Annotated in this window: 14 protein-coding genes; 7 read left to right on the forward strand and 7 right to left on the reverse strand. The window is 67.3% G+C overall.

Translation table 11 applies throughout. From position 1 onward, the window contains the following. The first annotated feature begins 81 nt into the window (after positions 1-81). The 4 genes from HP445_RS00620 (at position 82) to HP445_RS00635 (ending at position 4,584) form a co-directional block, all read left to right on the forward strand. Positions 82-405, forward strand: a complete 324-nt coding sequence (locus HP445_RS00620; RefSeq protein ID WP_128781740.1) for a hypothetical protein — start codon at positions 82-84, stop codon at positions 403-405. After that, complete coding sequence (locus tag HP445_RS00625) at positions 402-2,510, forward strand: FtsK/SpoIIIE domain-containing protein (protein ID WP_128781741.1); 2,109 nt, start codon at positions 402-404, stop codon at positions 2,508-2,510. The genes HP445_RS00620 and HP445_RS00625 overlap by 4 nt, the downstream gene beginning before the upstream one ends. Positions 2,511-2,570: 60 nt before the next feature. Further along, positions 2,571-2,807, forward strand: coding sequence for a hypothetical protein (locus HP445_RS00630; protein WP_128781742.1), 237 nt, complete (start codon positions 2,571-2,573; stop codon positions 2,805-2,807). Between the two features lie 427 nt (positions 2,808-3,234). Further along, the gene (locus HP445_RS00635) at positions 3,235-4,584 is read left to right on the forward strand and encodes a hypothetical protein (RefSeq protein ID WP_128781743.1); all 1,350 of its coding nucleotides are present in this window, start codon (positions 3,235-3,237) and stop codon (positions 4,582-4,584) included. A 419-nt stretch (positions 4,585-5,003) separates the two neighbouring features. Here HP445_RS00635 and HP445_RS00640 read toward each other — a convergent pair whose 3' ends face one another. From HP445_RS00640 to HP445_RS00665, 6 genes are all read right to left on the reverse strand, one after another. Continuing rightward, complete coding sequence (locus tag HP445_RS00640) at positions 5,004-5,900, reverse strand: nucleotidyl transferase AbiEii/AbiGii toxin family protein (protein ID WP_128781744.1); 897 nt, start codon at positions 5,898-5,900, stop codon at positions 5,004-5,006. After that, the gene (locus tag HP445_RS00645; RefSeq protein WP_175330757.1) at positions 5,897-6,994 is read right to left on the reverse strand and encodes a type IV toxin-antitoxin system AbiEi family antitoxin domain-containing protein; all 1,098 of its coding nucleotides are present in this window, start codon (positions 6,992-6,994) and stop codon (positions 5,897-5,899) included. Before HP445_RS00645 ends, HP445_RS00640 begins: the two co-directional genes overlap by 4 nt. A 221-nt stretch (positions 6,995-7,215) precedes the next feature. Next, positions 7,216-7,983, reverse strand: coding sequence for a hypothetical protein (locus HP445_RS00650; RefSeq protein ID WP_128781788.1), 768 nt, complete (start codon positions 7,981-7,983; stop codon positions 7,216-7,218). Continuing rightward, positions 7,980-9,620 (reverse strand): hypothetical protein, encoded by a 1,641-nt coding sequence (locus HP445_RS00655; RefSeq protein ID WP_128781789.1) that lies wholly within the window; start codon positions 9,618-9,620, stop codon positions 7,980-7,982. The genes HP445_RS00650 and HP445_RS00655 overlap by 4 nt, the downstream gene beginning before the upstream one ends. 58 nt (positions 9,621-9,678) lie before the next feature. Further along, positions 9,679-10,068: a hypothetical protein gene (locus HP445_RS00660; RefSeq protein WP_206647642.1), complete on the reverse strand. Its 390-nt coding sequence runs from the start codon at positions 10,066-10,068 to the stop codon at positions 9,679-9,681. Further along, on the reverse strand, positions 10,068-10,772 hold the full coding sequence (locus tag HP445_RS00665) for a ParA family protein (RefSeq protein WP_128781790.1): 705 nt from the start codon (positions 10,770-10,772) through the stop codon (positions 10,068-10,070). Before HP445_RS00665 ends, HP445_RS00660 begins: the two co-directional genes overlap by 1 nt. 129 nt (positions 10,773-10,901) lie before the next feature. Between HP445_RS00665 and HP445_RS00670 the strand changes: the two genes are divergently transcribed. From HP445_RS00670 to HP445_RS00680, 3 genes are all read left to right on the forward strand, one after another. Beyond that, complete coding sequence (locus tag HP445_RS00670; RefSeq protein WP_128781791.1) at positions 10,902-11,354, forward strand: HD domain-containing protein; 453 nt, start codon at positions 10,902-10,904, stop codon at positions 11,352-11,354. Positions 11,355-11,463: 109 nt separating this feature from the next. Continuing rightward, complete coding sequence (locus HP445_RS00675) at positions 11,464-12,195, forward strand: nucleotidyltransferase family protein (protein WP_217499629.1); 732 nt, start codon at positions 11,464-11,466, stop codon at positions 12,193-12,195. Continuing rightward, a complete protein-coding gene (locus tag HP445_RS00680; RefSeq protein ID WP_128781793.1) occupies positions 12,192-12,734 on the forward strand; it encodes a hypothetical protein in 543 nt (180 codons plus the stop codon). The genes HP445_RS00675 and HP445_RS00680 overlap by 4 nt, the downstream gene beginning before the upstream one ends. A gap of 8 nt (positions 12,735-12,742) precedes the next feature. Here HP445_RS00680 and HP445_RS00685 read toward each other — a convergent pair whose 3' ends face one another. After that, entirely contained in the window at positions 12,743-13,633 is an 891-nt protein-coding gene (locus tag HP445_RS00685) for a hypothetical protein (protein WP_128781794.1), read from the reverse strand. Positions 13,634-14,262: the final 629 nt, after the last annotated feature.

The raw sequence follows: 14,262 nt of genomic DNA on the forward strand, positions 1-14,262 counted from the left end.
GAACCAATTTGTCCCGGTCCCGTCCGGCGAGGTCACCCCTCTACCAGTGAGAGCCGCTGGCTCCTGGCGAAGGGATCACTCATGCAGAACAGCAACAACTCCGACGACAGCTTCGTGGCGTGGATGGTTGGTCTCGGAGCGCTCGTCCTCTTCGGCCCCGGCATCCTCGCGTCCACGGTTCCCAAGGTGCAGGCCTGGCTCATCGGCAAGCACATCCTCGTCACCAAGGGCGTCATCATCCCGATCGGCAGCGGTGCCGGTCTCGACCTGATCCGCATCGTGATCGGCGTCGGTGCGCTCATCCTCATCGGGACCCTCGCGGCGTTCATCATCCGCGCCTACGTTCGCGCCCGCGTCCGCGCTCGCCTTCGCCGTCTCGCGGCCTCTCAGGGGGTCCGCGCATGAGCCGCACCGCCGGCATCGACATGCTCCCGCGGCGGCACGGTTGGCTCGGTACCTCCGTGGTGATCGCCGCGCTCGCCCTCGTCAGCGGGGGCATCGCAGCGGCCATGTCCGCCACGGGATACGCCGTGGGCATTGGGATCGGGGCGGTACTGGCGATCGCCGGCACCGTCGCGTTGCACATCAGGACGGCCCGCCGAACCGCGCTGGTCGACCTGTTCCTCGTCAGCGTCGCCCCGGTACTCGGCTGGCCAGAACCGGACCGGACCCGGGTGCGCGCTGCTACCTGGAAGGGCTCATGGGTCGGCACGCCCCGGAAGCTCCGCCTGTCCTACAACACCGCCTCCGCAGTCGACAGCAGCACCCTGGAGCTCATCAGCGAGCTCCGTCGGCGTGCGGCCGCCCGGTTCGGTGTTAGCTACCGCGTCGCGAAGCACCACGAGCGCCGTGGCCTGGTCTGGCTGGTCGAGCACGACTCGGCCACCGACCGTGAGGCGGACGAGAAGGTCGAGCGGGTCCGGACCCAGATGGCGAAGACGTTCGGCTCGGACGCGCAGGTCACGACGAAGACCGACGAGACCGGTGACCCGAAGGAGATCACCGTCAAGTTCGAGGTGTCCCCGCGACTGACTCGGGAGGGCGTCCGCACCCACATCGAGAGCGCCACCAGTGCCGTGCTCGCCGGCCGGTGGCGGGCGTTCTGGGATCTCCAACGCGACTTCGTCCGCTTCGAGCTGCGGCCCAAGCTGGAGTCGCTGATCCCGAACCCGTCCGTCGCCCCCGACAACGTGGACCCAAAGGCCGGCTACGACCAGATGGCCGTCCCGATCGGGAAGGACGAAGACGGCGAAGTCATCGTCTGGAAGCCGAAGGACCAGGCCCACGGGATGGTCACCGGTGAGACCGGCAAGGGCAAGACCGTCGTGATCCTCGGCATCGTCATGTACCTCGCCGCACACGGCTGGCGGATCTGGGGCATCGACGGCAAGCGCATCGAGCTGCTCGGTCTGCGCGAGTACCCCAACGTCGAACTCATCGCCGGCCGCATCGACCACCAGGCCCGCGTTGTGCACGCGGTCTACGAGCTGATGCAGGAACGGATGGAGGCATACGAGAGCCGCCGCGTGCGCCTGAACGACTTCGAGCCGGTCCTGTTCGTCGTCGACGAGTTCAAGACCTTCCGCAACGCCCTCCTCGCCTGGTACCGCTCCGGGTTCGTGAAGCCCAAGGGAGCCGCCAGTACCCCGGCCACCCTCACCGAGTTCTCCGACATCGTCAGCCTCGGCCGCAAGCTCCGCATCCACCTCCTGATCGGCCTGCAGCGCCCCGACGCGGAGTTCCTCACCGGTGACATGCGCGACAACTTCGGCTTCCGCGTCAGCCTCGGCAAGCTCTCCCCCGAGGGCGCGAAGATGATGTGGCAGTCGTTCGTCACCGGAACCACCGTGCCCGTGAACGCCAAGGGCCGCGGCATGGCCCGCAACAAGGCCGGTACCCCCGTCGAGCTGCAGACCTACTGGACTCCGGACCCGGAACAGACCGACCCGGAGCAGCCCTCCGAGTGGGCGTTCGAGACCGACCTCCAGCTCGTCGAGAACCTCCGGCCGCGGGTGAACCTATGGGACACCAAGCGGATCATCGACCCGGACGACTCCCCCGAGTTCGACGACCACGGCAAGGTCATCAAGAACGGCGCCGACTTCATCGACTACATGGAGGCGCGGATCGCGAAGGCGACGATCGCCGACGCGATGCCGGTCCGGAAGATGGCCGGCGTCTACGAGACCCCCGCGGCCAAGGAGCTCGAGCAGATCCAGATCGAGGCCGAGGAACCCGACGAGCAGCTCCAGCCGTTCGAGGGCTACACCGAGCCCAGCACCTCGAGCGTGGAAGAGCTCCTCGACAGCAGCGGGTACCTCCAGACTGAGGGCGCCCTCGTCGAGGTCGAGGACGGCGTCTGGGGCGTCCTCGAGTTCGCCGGCTACGACGACGCCGAGGACGGCTACGTCGAGCTGTCCTACCGCGACTACGAGTCCGGCGAGCCCGGCACGATCTCCCTGCCCGGCGACGACCGCATCGACATGCGCCTCCCCCAGGACGTCGCGTGAGCCGACACGCCGCGTGCGATGAGCCGCAGCGAAGCGTACATGTACGTCTAGCCTTGCCTCATGTCCAAGCCCCGGAAGCGTCGCAAGGCGATTCTCAACCCGGTCCGTTCGAGCTGGCTCATCGAGCAGGACTCGAAGGACCGGGTCACGAGTATCGCGGAGCGAGTCGGCGTTGCCGACTCCGCGTTCGTGGACGAGATGATCTCGCACTTGGAGCTGGACTCCCGGGGCGTGCCCGTGTGGTGGCCGTACCCGGTCTCGGTCGACGACGGGGAGCTGCCTATCGACGAGGCCTAAACCAAAAGGCCCCCCGCCGAAGCGAGGGGCCCACGTTTTTGGCTCTGAACCTGCCCAGTTTGCCGACTTACAGGTTCCGAGTTCGTTCCTTCGAAGCACCGGTTGATCGCCGGACCTTCGTCGTACCCGCCGGAATGGAGGTCCCGGGGGTGATCCCATCGTAAGCCCTACAAGTACGTTTAGCCACGACTCGCCGCCGGAAGTTCGGAAGTCTGTAACTTCCCAACTCCCGGGGTCCGGTACTTCGGTACCCCCCGCTGCCCCGGACCTACGCGGGTCGTCTGCTGATGTACCCGCAACCGTCGCACCCACCGTTCACTCGGATCGGGTCGCCTGGCGATTCCTCGACGATGCCCGCGGGCATCGTCGACGGGTCGCGCTCAAGGCACCGAAGTCGTGGGGTACCGACTGGACTGAGCGCGCCCGCGTGGGCCGACGCTCGTCAACGCTGCCCGCGCCCGAGGGTGCGTACGCGGCGCTGCCGGCATGGTCGTCCCGCCGGCAGTACCTCGCTGCAGCCGCTGCGGCAGTCGACTCCGAACGGGGTCGTGCGCTGCGGAAGGCGTGGGTGCGCAAGTGGGTGGCCGACGAGCCGTTCTGGGCGATCGTGCACGCGCTGGCGTCGTTCGGTGACAACGCCACGGGGCGCGGGGTGACCGCGTCACGGCAGACGATCGCGATGAAGGCCGGCCTGCTCGACGACGTCGACGTGTCGACCGATGCTGGCCGTCGCCGGGTGCAGGCGGCGATGAAGCGTGTGCAGCAGGTGACCGCGATCCTCGCCGAGCTGGGCCTCTACGCAATCGTGCGGGTCGGTCGGCCGCTGTCGACTCGTGAGCAGGCGATGTTCCGTGCTCGTGGGCTTTACCAGAAGGCTGTGGGCAACGAAGCGGCACTGATCGTGCCGGGGCACCTGGCCGCTGCAGCGGCGACTCGTCGACCTGGTCGCGGGGGCGGCACCTTCCACCTACATCCCGAAACCTCAACTAGAAGCTCTTTTCCCGTTACAGAGATACCCAACAAGCCGCGTTCGCGGCGGACAGCCGCTGCGCGACCGGGACAGCAGGGATCTCCCACACGGCCGAAGAGCACACGAGCGCCGATGCGCCCGCTGAGTGAGCGCCCGCCGGCGTTCCGGCGGCTCGTCGCGGCCCTGGACGCCGCTACGGTGCGCCCGGACGGCTCCGTGGTCGGTCGGTTCACGCAGGGACGCTCCGTGCTGGGCCTGGTGCGCATCCTCGACGACTTCGGCATCGACGCCTCGTACACCGTCGACGAGCTGCTGGAACGAGTCCTGCGGTGGGAACCTCACTACCGGTTCCGTGACGGCCTCGGGTGGCTCCGGGCTCGGCTCGCTCGTGCGTTCCGCCGTCCGACATCGAACGGGTCGGTACCCCCCACTCCCCCGGAGTTCAACGGGCAGCGCGACCTCGAGCAGCTCTGGGCCACCGATGAGACGTTCCGCGACGGGTGGGTCCGGCTGCAGGCCCTCCACGCCGCCGAGGACGCTGCGAGTACTCCCCCGACCGGCGCAACCACACCGGTCGCTGGCGATGTCGACGACGCGACGCCGGCCGACGCTGTGGCCCGACGCCGTCGCTCGTCGGCCGTGCCGGAGTGGCAGCGCGAGCTCGAGGCGGCCCAGGCCCGCGTCGACGCCGCTGACGAGGACGAGCTCGCCGCCGCCATCACCGCAGCCCGCTCCGCCGGCACCCCGAGCTCCCGGCATCACCGGTCGCTGCCGTACGTGCCCGCCGGCATCACCGGCACCCGCTGAGCGAGCCGCCGGGCGGCACTGCCCGACGTTGGCTGAGCGAGCGGTGCAACGCGCAGCAGCCTGGATGCCGGACATCGGAAGTGCCGGAGATCCGAAGGTGGGGAGTTCCAGACGCCCGGAGTTCGGAGGCCCGGAACTGCCAGAGAGCCGAAGTCACAGACCACCGAAGTGCCGATCTCTGGCAGTACGGAACTGCCGGAGAACCGAAGTACCAGACCCCGGAAGTCTGTAAGTTCCGGAGGTACTGAGTCGAGACGGGGGTAGGGGTTGGCCGGCCCTTAGCCCTGGGGGGGGGGGGGGGCACGGCCCGGCCAATCCTATCCACGGTGAAGAGTCAGGGAAGAGCACCCCGGCCAAATCCGTTCAGATCGCCACCGTCGCCTCGAGGCATCCATGAGCGTCGTGCCGCTCGTGTCCGGCTACCTCCAGGCGCCCCATTGCGGGTCCCACCGGCCGGCTGCGATGGCGCCGGTGAGGACCGGGCCCACCATCCGGTTCGTCAGGGCCACGGCGTCCTGCCAGGTGATGCGGAGATCCGGAGCTTTCTTCGCCACCGTCGCGAAGGTGCGCTGGATCGAGTCCGACGCGTCGACCTCGACGAACGGGTCGAGCCCGCGAGTGGTGATCTGCACCTCGAGGGCGTCACGCAGCAGCCCGGCGTCGCACGGCAGGTTCTGCGCGATGAGCGCCAGGTCAACGAGATCCTTCGCCCGGGACGAACGGCCGTCACCGCCGTGGCTGCGTTCCATCATCGCGGCGACCTTGTCAGCGATCTGCTGCTCGATCGCGACCATCACGTACTCGGGCGCCGGCACTGCACGACCCAGGGGCACACGGAACCCCGGATCAGCGCGAACCGTCGCCGCTCCGGCGCGGTCGTGGATGGCGAGGTCGAGCTTGACGCTCTGACGTGTCCCCACAGCCTCGTAGGTGAGTTTCACCATCGTCACGTTCGGCTGGTCGGCGCTCCCCGGTCCGGCGGAACGCGCGACCCGGACGAACCGGAGTCGATCGCCGATGTCGCGGTCTAGGAGTTCGTCGAGCGCCTTGACCGCATCGTCGATGCTGACCGCGGCAGTCTCGAGGTCGATGTCGACTGTGGCGCGGGCACGGGGGATGAACGCAAGCATCCGCGTCCCGCCCTTGAGCACGAACCGTTCATCGCCGTCGAACACCCGGGACAGAAGCCGGTCGAACAGCAGCAGCTGTCGCAGCGTCACGACCGGCATGCCGACAGCTGCAGCACCGCTCTTCGCCGCGGCTCCGATGGCCTGCCAGGTGGCCTCGGGAGTCGCGTAGTCCTCTGACTTGGTCACTCGTTGCCCTTGTCCTCGTCGTGGGTGGTGTCGGCGAGATCATCAGTGGCCGCGGGCAGAGCCTCCACCGGTCCTTGAATCTGCTCGGTGAGCTTGGCGCTGCGCTCCGCGAGATCCCGGAGCATCGCCTGCGTGGCGGGCGTGAGGCCGATGTTCGGCAGCGAGTTTTCGGTGAGCTTGGCGCTGCGCTCCGCGAGATCCCGGAGCATCGCCTGCGTGGCGGGCGTGAGGCCGATCTTGGGCAGCACCGAATCGGGAAGCGTCACCAGCGGAGGTTGCAGTGCCGGCATCTGTCGCATCCGCTTGTCCATGTACTCCCGGGTAGGTCTGAGCATCTCGGCGATCTCGGCGCCCATGCGGCCGTAGACCGGAGCGAGAAGCGTCTGCAGTTGCTCGCCGAACACCGCGCTGATGCGCTCCGTGAGGTCGGTGCTCTCCACGATGTCTCTCAGGCGTGCCGCATCGACGCCGGCGAGGCTGCGCAGCGCCACGTACAGCTCGCGGCCGTCGTCGTAGCCGAGTCGCTTCGCGTGGGCGCCGAGGTGGTCGATGAGGGCCGGGACGTCGAGGTCGTTGTCGGCGCGCTCGGCGTCTCTGAGGGCATCGGCGACGAGGGACAGGTCGCCCTCGTTGAGGAGGTCGGCGATCGTGCGCTCACGAGTGGTGACGGGGAGGCCGTCGAGGATCGTCACGTCGGACGCCGGGAGGCTGCGGCGGCTGTAGCGGACATCGTCGTGCGTGCTCTGGCGGCGCTTGCTGGTGTACAGCAGGTACGGGGCGGGGTAGAGGTCGCCGATCTCGTGACTCCAGGCTGCGGCTGCGCCACCGACGACGACATCCGGCGTGGCCAGCCGGTCGCGGGCGAGGGTCGCGGGATCGCTGGCGAGCCACGCCGCGCGGATGTCCTCCAGACGCTCCGCGGGGGTACCGGGCAGCCGGTAGACGCCCGGCCTGACCCGCAGAAGCGTCCCGGCCTGCACGCGGCGGACCAGCGTGCTCCGCGCGATGCCCGCAGCGTTCGCCTGCGCCGCGGTGAGCATGCCCCACTGAGCAGCGGCAAGGCTCGCCAGTCGACGCTCCGCGGTGATAGACATGCTGCAATTATACGCGCGAACGCAACAAAATAAGTCTTATGCGCGGGAATCTTGTTGCGAGTACCCCCGGTACCCCCGGTATCCCGAGCGCTGCCGGGGCCTCAAGCACCTGCGACGGGTAAGTGGAGCCGCGGGGCCGCGCCGGGTCCCAGTACCCCGGATGCATGAACGGCCCGTACGCGATCCCCCATCGCCGTACGGACCGTTCTCTGCGTCGGTCGTCAGTAGTTCGGGCGCCACCCGGACTGTGTGCGCCGCTGTCGGCCGCGGGCCTTCTGCCGGTCGTACTCCTGCGTCTTGCTCTTGCCGTAGACCGTCATCGTGATCCCGGTGATCGGCTGCTCTGAGACGTCGAGGTTGGTGTACCGCTTGCCGTTCTCGTCACGGAGCCAGGACAGGGCGTCCCCGCCGTGCTCGTTGATGCGCTTGAGCATCGTCGAGGCGTTGTACTCCTTGACCTCCATCACCCGCCCGTTGGCGTAGGTGACGCGGGCCTTGATCATCTGCTGGGTGTCGCGGGCCTGACCGCGGGCGGCGCCCCGGACACGCTGCAGGATCTCCGTGTTCGCCTGCTGGCGGCCCTTCGCGGTGCGGCCCTTCGGGATCTGCAGGTCATGCTGGCGGCCACCACCGCCGAGGTACGTCGTCGTCCGCAGTCGGCCACCCTGCCGGTCCTGGGTGTACCGGCCACCGGTGTCCTGGGGCACCACGGTGGCCTCTGCGGCGCCGGCCTTGTTGCGGACGCGGACGAGCTGCCCGGAACGGCCACGGCGACGTGGCGGGATCGTGTTGGTCTGCCCGGTGCGGGCGAGCTCGAGCAGTGATGCGCGGTAGACCGAGCCGCTGGTCTCCCCGTTGAGCACCTTGCGGATCATGCGTGGCGATCGCTGCAGCTCGCCGGCGATCTCCGCCACGCTGAGGCCGCGACCGCGGAGCTCCTGCACGAGCTCCTGCGCGGTGCTGTCCCGCCGCGACGTCGCGTCGCTCATGACGGCACGTCCTCGGCCGCGACGTCGGCACCGTTCGCCCACGCCGCGGCGGGGCCGGCAGCGTCGGCACGCCTCGCTAGCGCGTCACGGGAGTTGCGGGTCTCCGGCGTGAGGAATGAGCCCGAGAGCATGCCCTGCAGTCGCAGGCGTCCCGTCTTCCCGTCATCGCCGCCGCCGTGCTCGGTCGGGAGGCTCCACGAGGGGACCTCGGTCGTGTAGATCGCGTCACCGTTGATGCCGATGAGTGTGTGGCCAGGGACCGCGAGAGCTCCTGCGGTCTTGAGCCCGAGCCCGGATGCGCTGGAGAGCACCGCAGCGCGGCCTCGGCCCCAGATCTGCGCGGAGAACTCGGGGTGGAAGAACATCCGCGCCCGCTCGCTGACGGTGCTGGGGATCTGGTACAGGAACAGCTTCCCCTGCCGGACCATCGTCGATTGGTACTCCGCCGGCACATCGAACGCGCTCTCCGCGACCCGGGTTTGCGCACGTCCCGCGGAGTTGAAGTTACCGACGGTCTGCAGCAGGATCGCGCGCAGCGCCCCGGCGAGAGCGCGACGCAGCAGCGGCGGGAGATCTGGGTTGCCCTGCACACGGTCGCGTGCGCGCTTGATCCGCTCGTAGAACGTGTCCAGGGGGCGGGCGCGGGTGAACTGGATCGCTTCGAGGGGTTCGACGAGCCATCCCGCGTTCAGCGCAACGAACACCTCGGCCGCATCGGCCCAGGTCTCCCCCGTCGCGCCGGGACGGTTCGGGTAGTACCAGCCGTCCTCGACCTTGCGGTGCTGCATGCCGAGTAGCCCGACGTGGTTCCAGTCGTTGGGCACCGTGAAGCGGACGAAGAACCGTGCGCGAGCGTAGGGGTCGTTCTCGAGGAGGTCGTATGCAGCGGAGCGCTTTAAACGAAGGCCCGGGCCGATACCAAGCTCGCGGCCGAGAGAGGCATACATGAACCGGCCGTCGACGTGGGCAAAGGTCTGGATCTTCTTCGTCTTCTTCGGATCGATCAGCGGCACGCAGTCGTCATGCTGGCTCATGCTCGGCCCGGCGACCATGTGGTCGTAGTGGTGCTGCCCCGCGCTCCCGCGGATCTCCTCCGCCATGTCCGGGGACACCGGGATCGGGTTGACGTTCTTCGGGAGCGACCACGCCCAGAGGTTCGTGCCCGTCGCCGCCGGCGAGAGCATCAGCCGTGCACGGTCGTCGACGCCGGCGACGATCTCCTCGAGCGTGTTCCACGCCATGCGGGCCTGCGCCGGCGTGAGCGGAACGTCGCCGAACCACTCCTCCACGGTGCGGACCTCGATCTTCTGGCCCGTGACCGCATGCTCGAACCGGCCCGTGGGCGGTCCGCCGGCAACCCAGTGGGAGCCGGGAATCCAGTTGGGGGTCTGCACGAACAGCCAGTGCCGGATACCGGGCGCTGGCTCCGGGCGCTTGCCGGTGAGCATGATCCGCTCGGCGCCGAAGCTGGCCGCGGTGTCGAGCAAGTCCGTGAGGTTGGGGTTCTTCCGGTTACCGCCGACCTTCGGCCGGACCGTGGTGCCTTCTCGGGTGACGCCCTGGCCGGTGGTGTGGTCGAGCCAGATCGTGGGGACCTCTTTCGGGGTCCAACCGCGGGGACGGAAGCTGTTGTCCATCGCGCATTCCTTCCAGAGTTCCAGAGCTACAGAGGTCCGGACTTACAGACTTACAGAGTCAGTCGGTGAGGCCGAGGGAGGCGCGGAGCTCAGCCTCAGTGGAGCCCTGCAGCTCGTCGGCGCGCGACATCAGCAGGTCGACGGCGACGCGGATCAGCGTGTTGTCGGTGATGCGCGGTCCCGGAGCCAGGCGTGTGCGCTGCAGCCGGCGGGCGTAGCGAGACAGGTCCTCGAGCTGCTCGTCCCGGAACCGGCACTCCTTGCGAGTGAGCTCCTCGAACAGCGCGGTTGCCGCGGCCGGCTTCTCAGCCGCCGGCTCGGGTGTCTCAGGCGTGGTCGCGGCGGTGGCAGGAGCGTCCGTCGGGGCCGTATCCGCCGCCGGTTGCGGTTCGGTTGTTTCGTCGGCTGCCGAGCTGTCCAGCAGTGCGGTGAGCTTCTTCCGAGGCATCAGTGGTCCTCCTGCACGGTTCGGGGTGACATGGCGCGGATTGAGAGGAGCTCCATTGCGATGCGGCGGAAGTCCTCGCTGGCCTTGAGGTCGTTGCGGGACGCTCGGTACTGCGTCACGACCAACCCGTCGATCGGAGCCTTGGAGTGCGACTTGTATCGGCGGACCGCGTTCTGGAACCGGCGCAGGCCGATCTGGTCGACGAGCTCCTGGATGTCTTCGAGATCCTGGGGTGTTCTCGGGTCGTACTTGTTGATCAGCACCCGGTAGTCCAGGCCGCGCGGGACGATGAGTGTCTCGATGGTCTTGCGCAGCGGATCGATCGAGAGCGCCTCGGCCTCGGTCGGAGCGATGACGAAGTCGGCCTCGTCCAGAACGGGCGTGAGGATGTGGGTCGACTCGAGCGAGCCCGGGGTGTCGACGATGATGACGTCGTACGGGAGTTCCCGCAGCCGGGCGAGGTTGTTGGGGTCGAGGTCCGCGGCGAAGTCGAAGGGCAGGTTGTCCCCGGCTCGCTCGGCCCAGAACGTGACCGAGCCCTGAGGGTCGATGTCGACGACGAGGACTCGGCATGTCTCGGACAGCACTGCGGCGAGTCCCATCGTGGTCGTGGTCTTGCCGACGCCGCCCTTCTGCATCGCGATCGCGACGATCCAGGGCGCCGTTGGTGTTGCCGCAGCGGTAGCTTTCCGTGGAGTTGGCATGGTGCGTCCTTCCGGTTTCGATCTGACGTTGACGAATGTACTACACCCGGAGTTCGGAAGCAACAGAGTTACGAAGTTCGGAAGATACAGAGTCTGTAAGTTGCGTTAGGAACGTGCTACTTTGGACGCATGAGACAGGAGCAGCTGATCGCGGTGGCGTTGACGATCGCCCGCGAGGCGCACGCTGGGCAGGTCGACAAGGCCGGCCGCGCCTACATCGAGCACCCTGTCCGCGTCGCCAAGAGAGTCCGCCGGCGGAACCCAGATGCCTCGGCGGGTGTGGTCGCGGCAGCGCTCCTGCATGACGTCCTCGAGGACACCGAGCTCACCCGAGCGGATCTCCTCGATCGCGGCATCCCCGTCGACGTCGTCGATGACGTCGACGCCGTCACCAAGCGCGCGGGGGAGTCACCCGAGGAGTACTTCGCCCGCGTGCGTGCTCGAGCCGGTGCCCGAGCGGTCAAGGGCGCCGACATCGAAGACAACACCGACCCCGAACGTCTCGCGCAGCTCGACGAGCCCACACGCCGACGACTGCTGGCGAAGTACGAACGCTCCCAGCAGCTGCTCGAGGGGGAGTAACCCCGTGTGTCAGTCCTGCGCGGAGGGAGGCCGGCGCTGCCGGGACCGGCGACGCCTCCAGCAGCTCACCACAGCCGATCTCGCGCCCGAACAGGTGAAACCGCTCCCCGTGGTCGACTGGGCAGGCAACGCGGCAGACGACGGCGCAGAGGCCGTCTGGCGGGACTACGCGCCGGCGATCGCCACCGAGACGATCGCCGTGCTCGCCGAGACCCGTGCCGCCGAGCAGCACACCACCACTGACGTCGTCGACGCGATCCCTGCCGGCGCCCGGCCGCACGGGCTCGAGTTCCGGGTGAAGAGCCCCGCCTCGCTCGCCCGGAAGATCCGCAGCCGCGCGGCCGTCACGGCAGCTGCGCAGAGTGCTGGTGGCCTGGTGGGAGTCTCGGACAAGCTGACCGATTTGCTCCGCTACACCGCCGTCACCCCGCGGCACGATGACCTCGCCGGCACCGCGGCCACCACGATCGCCGCCCTCGAGGCGCGCGGGTACGCCGTGGTGTCCGCTGAGCACTCCTACGTCGCCGGCAACGCGTACAAGGGCATCCACGTCCTCGTGCAGCACGGCGACGAGCGCCCCGTCGAGATCCAGTTCCACTCCGAGCTCAGCCAGGCCGTCAAGGACGAGAACCACGTCGACTACGAGCTCGAGCGCGACCGCACACACCCCTACGCCGAACGAGCGGCAGCCCACCAACGCATGCTCGACCGCTCGAGCGAGATCCCGACACCGGCCGGCCTCAACCGGCTCACCAGCATCGGGGGCCGTCCGCTGACGGAGAAGACCTACCCGAATCCGTACTCCGTGGCGCACAATGAAGCAGAGGAGACGAACCGATGACCCAGTTCTACGTAGTCCGCGACAGCGACGAGAACCTGGTGTGGATCGCCGCCCATGAGACGGCCGGCGAGCACCGGATCTTTGTCTACCTGCCCAACACCGGCACCTGGCAGCACAGCACTGCCGTCGAGGACGACTTCTACGCCTCAGATCGCACAGCCACCTACATGCCGATCAGCGCCGATCAGGCCGCCCGGCAGCTTCCGAACCTGCAGAAGGTCAGCGCCAAGACCGCCGGGTGGCTGCTCGAGGACCTCACCTCGAGCGCCACTGCCACCGGCGCCGAGCTCGGACTCCCGATCGTCACCGCCGCACGCCCCACGACAGAGGCGCAGGTTATCGAGATCCTCGTCATCAACGACGGCCGCACCTGGACCGTTGTCTACAACGGCCCGAGCAACGGGGCTGCTCGCACGTTCGCCAGCGAACTGCGCAACGGCAAGAAGAACCGAATCAACCGCATCGGTCGGTTCGACGCCCGCGTCGTCCGGGAGACCGTCGTGGAAGCCCGCCGCATCGTGGAGAAGGCCAGCGCATAGCTGTCAGCTCAGAGCTTGGCGATCTGCCAGGACTGGTCGACGTCGAGTCGGATCTCCACACGGTTGTCGAAGTCGCGTGGCCAATCCCTCCCGTGGGCAAGCACGAGGAACCGATCGCCAGCGTGGATATTAGCGAGCTTGTCCGCCGAATATGCGGCCACGACCAGTTCACGCTCGTCACCACGGCCGCGCCACCGGACCTTCACATTCGTGCGTGACGTGACACGGTGCTTTGCGCCGTTCACTGTCGAGAGCGGCTCTTGTTCAGCCTCAAAGATCATCGCCACAGGCGAAATTTGCGTCTGGTAGGTGACTTCCGAAAGACGACGGTAGTAACGGCGAAGAGCGGCCTCATCTGATACCTCGAAGCAGAAGTCACGCCAGAAGACGAGGTCGACCTCACCCTTCCCGTTTCTGTACTCGATGCGGAGCTGGTTCGCGAAGGCCTCGTCGTCATCGAACTGCCGCATGAACTTGACGATCCGCACGGCGCTGGCGAACGTCGCAGCCCATGACGGAGCGTTCGTGCGCTTCCGCACCGTGTCTGTGGTGCGTTCCACGGCACGCTCGACGGGTTCCCCGGGCAGCCGGAGGAAGTACTTTTTGTCACGGGCGTCGATCTCGACTCTTTCTGTCGCCCGGACACCCTCCATGAGCGTGCGGAAGTTCAGCGGACAGTCGACAGCGTGTGTCTGCTTCCGGGAGAGACGCAAGTGCGCGGGGATCTCTGTCCCCTTCTGATTGACAGAAGCGGTGACCGAGGACAGCGGCACCGGGCAGTAGAGGCATGTCAGGTCGCCCCGGGCAGGGCGATCTACTATGTCGCCCGGTTTCACCGGACGAGACTGCCTGTCGACTCCCGCGCCCTCCCACAGGCGAGCTTCCTGGTACTTCGCCACCTTTTTAGCCATCGGTGAGCCTCCCCGTTCAATACCTGATGAGACTCTACGAGAGACTTCTGTCAGTGCAAGGCGGTCCGGAGACCGGGGGTGGGTGTTCCGAGGAGACACCCACCCCCAAGGCGGGCAATGGTGGTATAGTCAAAGCGCCAACTTAGTTACACCACCAACGCCCTGGGTTAGTCATCTGGGGCGTTTTTGGCGTCTCAACCATGCCCACGCGACGCACGACCAAATAATTATCTGGACAGCGTCATGTGCTGCTATCAATAGTGTTAGGTAGTCCATTTTTACCACCTCCTTCCGTAATACTATTCTAGCATATATCAGAGATATTCCCTAGATATCGGCAAAGTTAATTGACATTCTTGAGGAAATTGTTTTCGGATCGAGGCAGTGCGTAAAAATGCCGAAGACTCCGCATGGCGGAATCTTCGGCATTCGGTTGTAGTAGCCGATATCTCGTTATTCGGTCAGGCTGATGCTGTCCTCGTCGATCTGATAGTCGCCCTTGTACGTCGGGTCCACATAGCGTTCATCCCCGCGGCGAAGGAGAGCGCTATCGGGATCCTTTGGCGTCATGTATACGTTCCACCGGCCAGTGTCATAGCCTTCTTCCCCGGCGGCGA

Origin of the sequence: Curtobacterium flaccumfaciens (assembly GCF_013359815.1) — a bacterium.
Taxonomy (GTDB): domain Bacteria; phylum Actinomycetota; class Actinomycetes; order Actinomycetales; family Microbacteriaceae; genus Curtobacterium; species Curtobacterium flaccumfaciens.

Excerpts from the sequence above, each read along its gene's own strand:
- HP445_RS00620 (WP_128781740.1), top strand. The coding sequence starts at position 82 with ATGCAGAACAGCAACAACTCCGACGACAGCTTCGTGGCGTGGATGGTT.
- HP445_RS00625 (WP_128781741.1), top strand. The coding sequence starts at position 402 with ATGAGCCGCACCGCCGGCATCGACATGCTCCCGCGGCGGCACGGTTGG.
- HP445_RS00630 (WP_128781742.1), top strand. The coding sequence starts at position 2,571 with ATGTCCAAGCCCCGGAAGCGTCGCAAGGCGATTCTCAACCCGGTCCGT.
- HP445_RS00645 (WP_175330757.1), bottom strand. The coding sequence starts at position 6,994 with ATGTCTATCACCGCGGAGCGTCGACTGGCGAGCCTTGCCGCTGCTCAG.
- HP445_RS00650 (WP_128781788.1), bottom strand. The coding sequence starts at position 7,983 with ATGAGCGACGCGACGTCGCGGCGGGACAGCACCGCGCAGGAGCTCGTG.
- HP445_RS00655 (WP_128781789.1), bottom strand. The coding sequence starts at position 9,620 with ATGGACAACAGCTTCCGTCCCCGCGGTTGGACCCCGAAAGAGGTCCCC.
- HP445_RS00660 (WP_206647642.1), bottom strand. The coding sequence starts at position 10,068 with ATGCCTCGGAAGAAGCTCACCGCACTGCTGGACAGCTCGGCAGCCGAC.
- HP445_RS00665 (WP_128781790.1), bottom strand. The coding sequence starts at position 10,772 with ATGCCAACTCCACGGAAAGCTACCGCTGCGGCAACACCAACGGCGCCC.
- HP445_RS00670 (WP_128781791.1), top strand. The coding sequence starts at position 10,902 with ATGAGACAGGAGCAGCTGATCGCGGTGGCGTTGACGATCGCCCGCGAG.
- HP445_RS00680 (WP_128781793.1), top strand. The coding sequence starts at position 12,192 with ATGACCCAGTTCTACGTAGTCCGCGACAGCGACGAGAACCTGGTGTGG.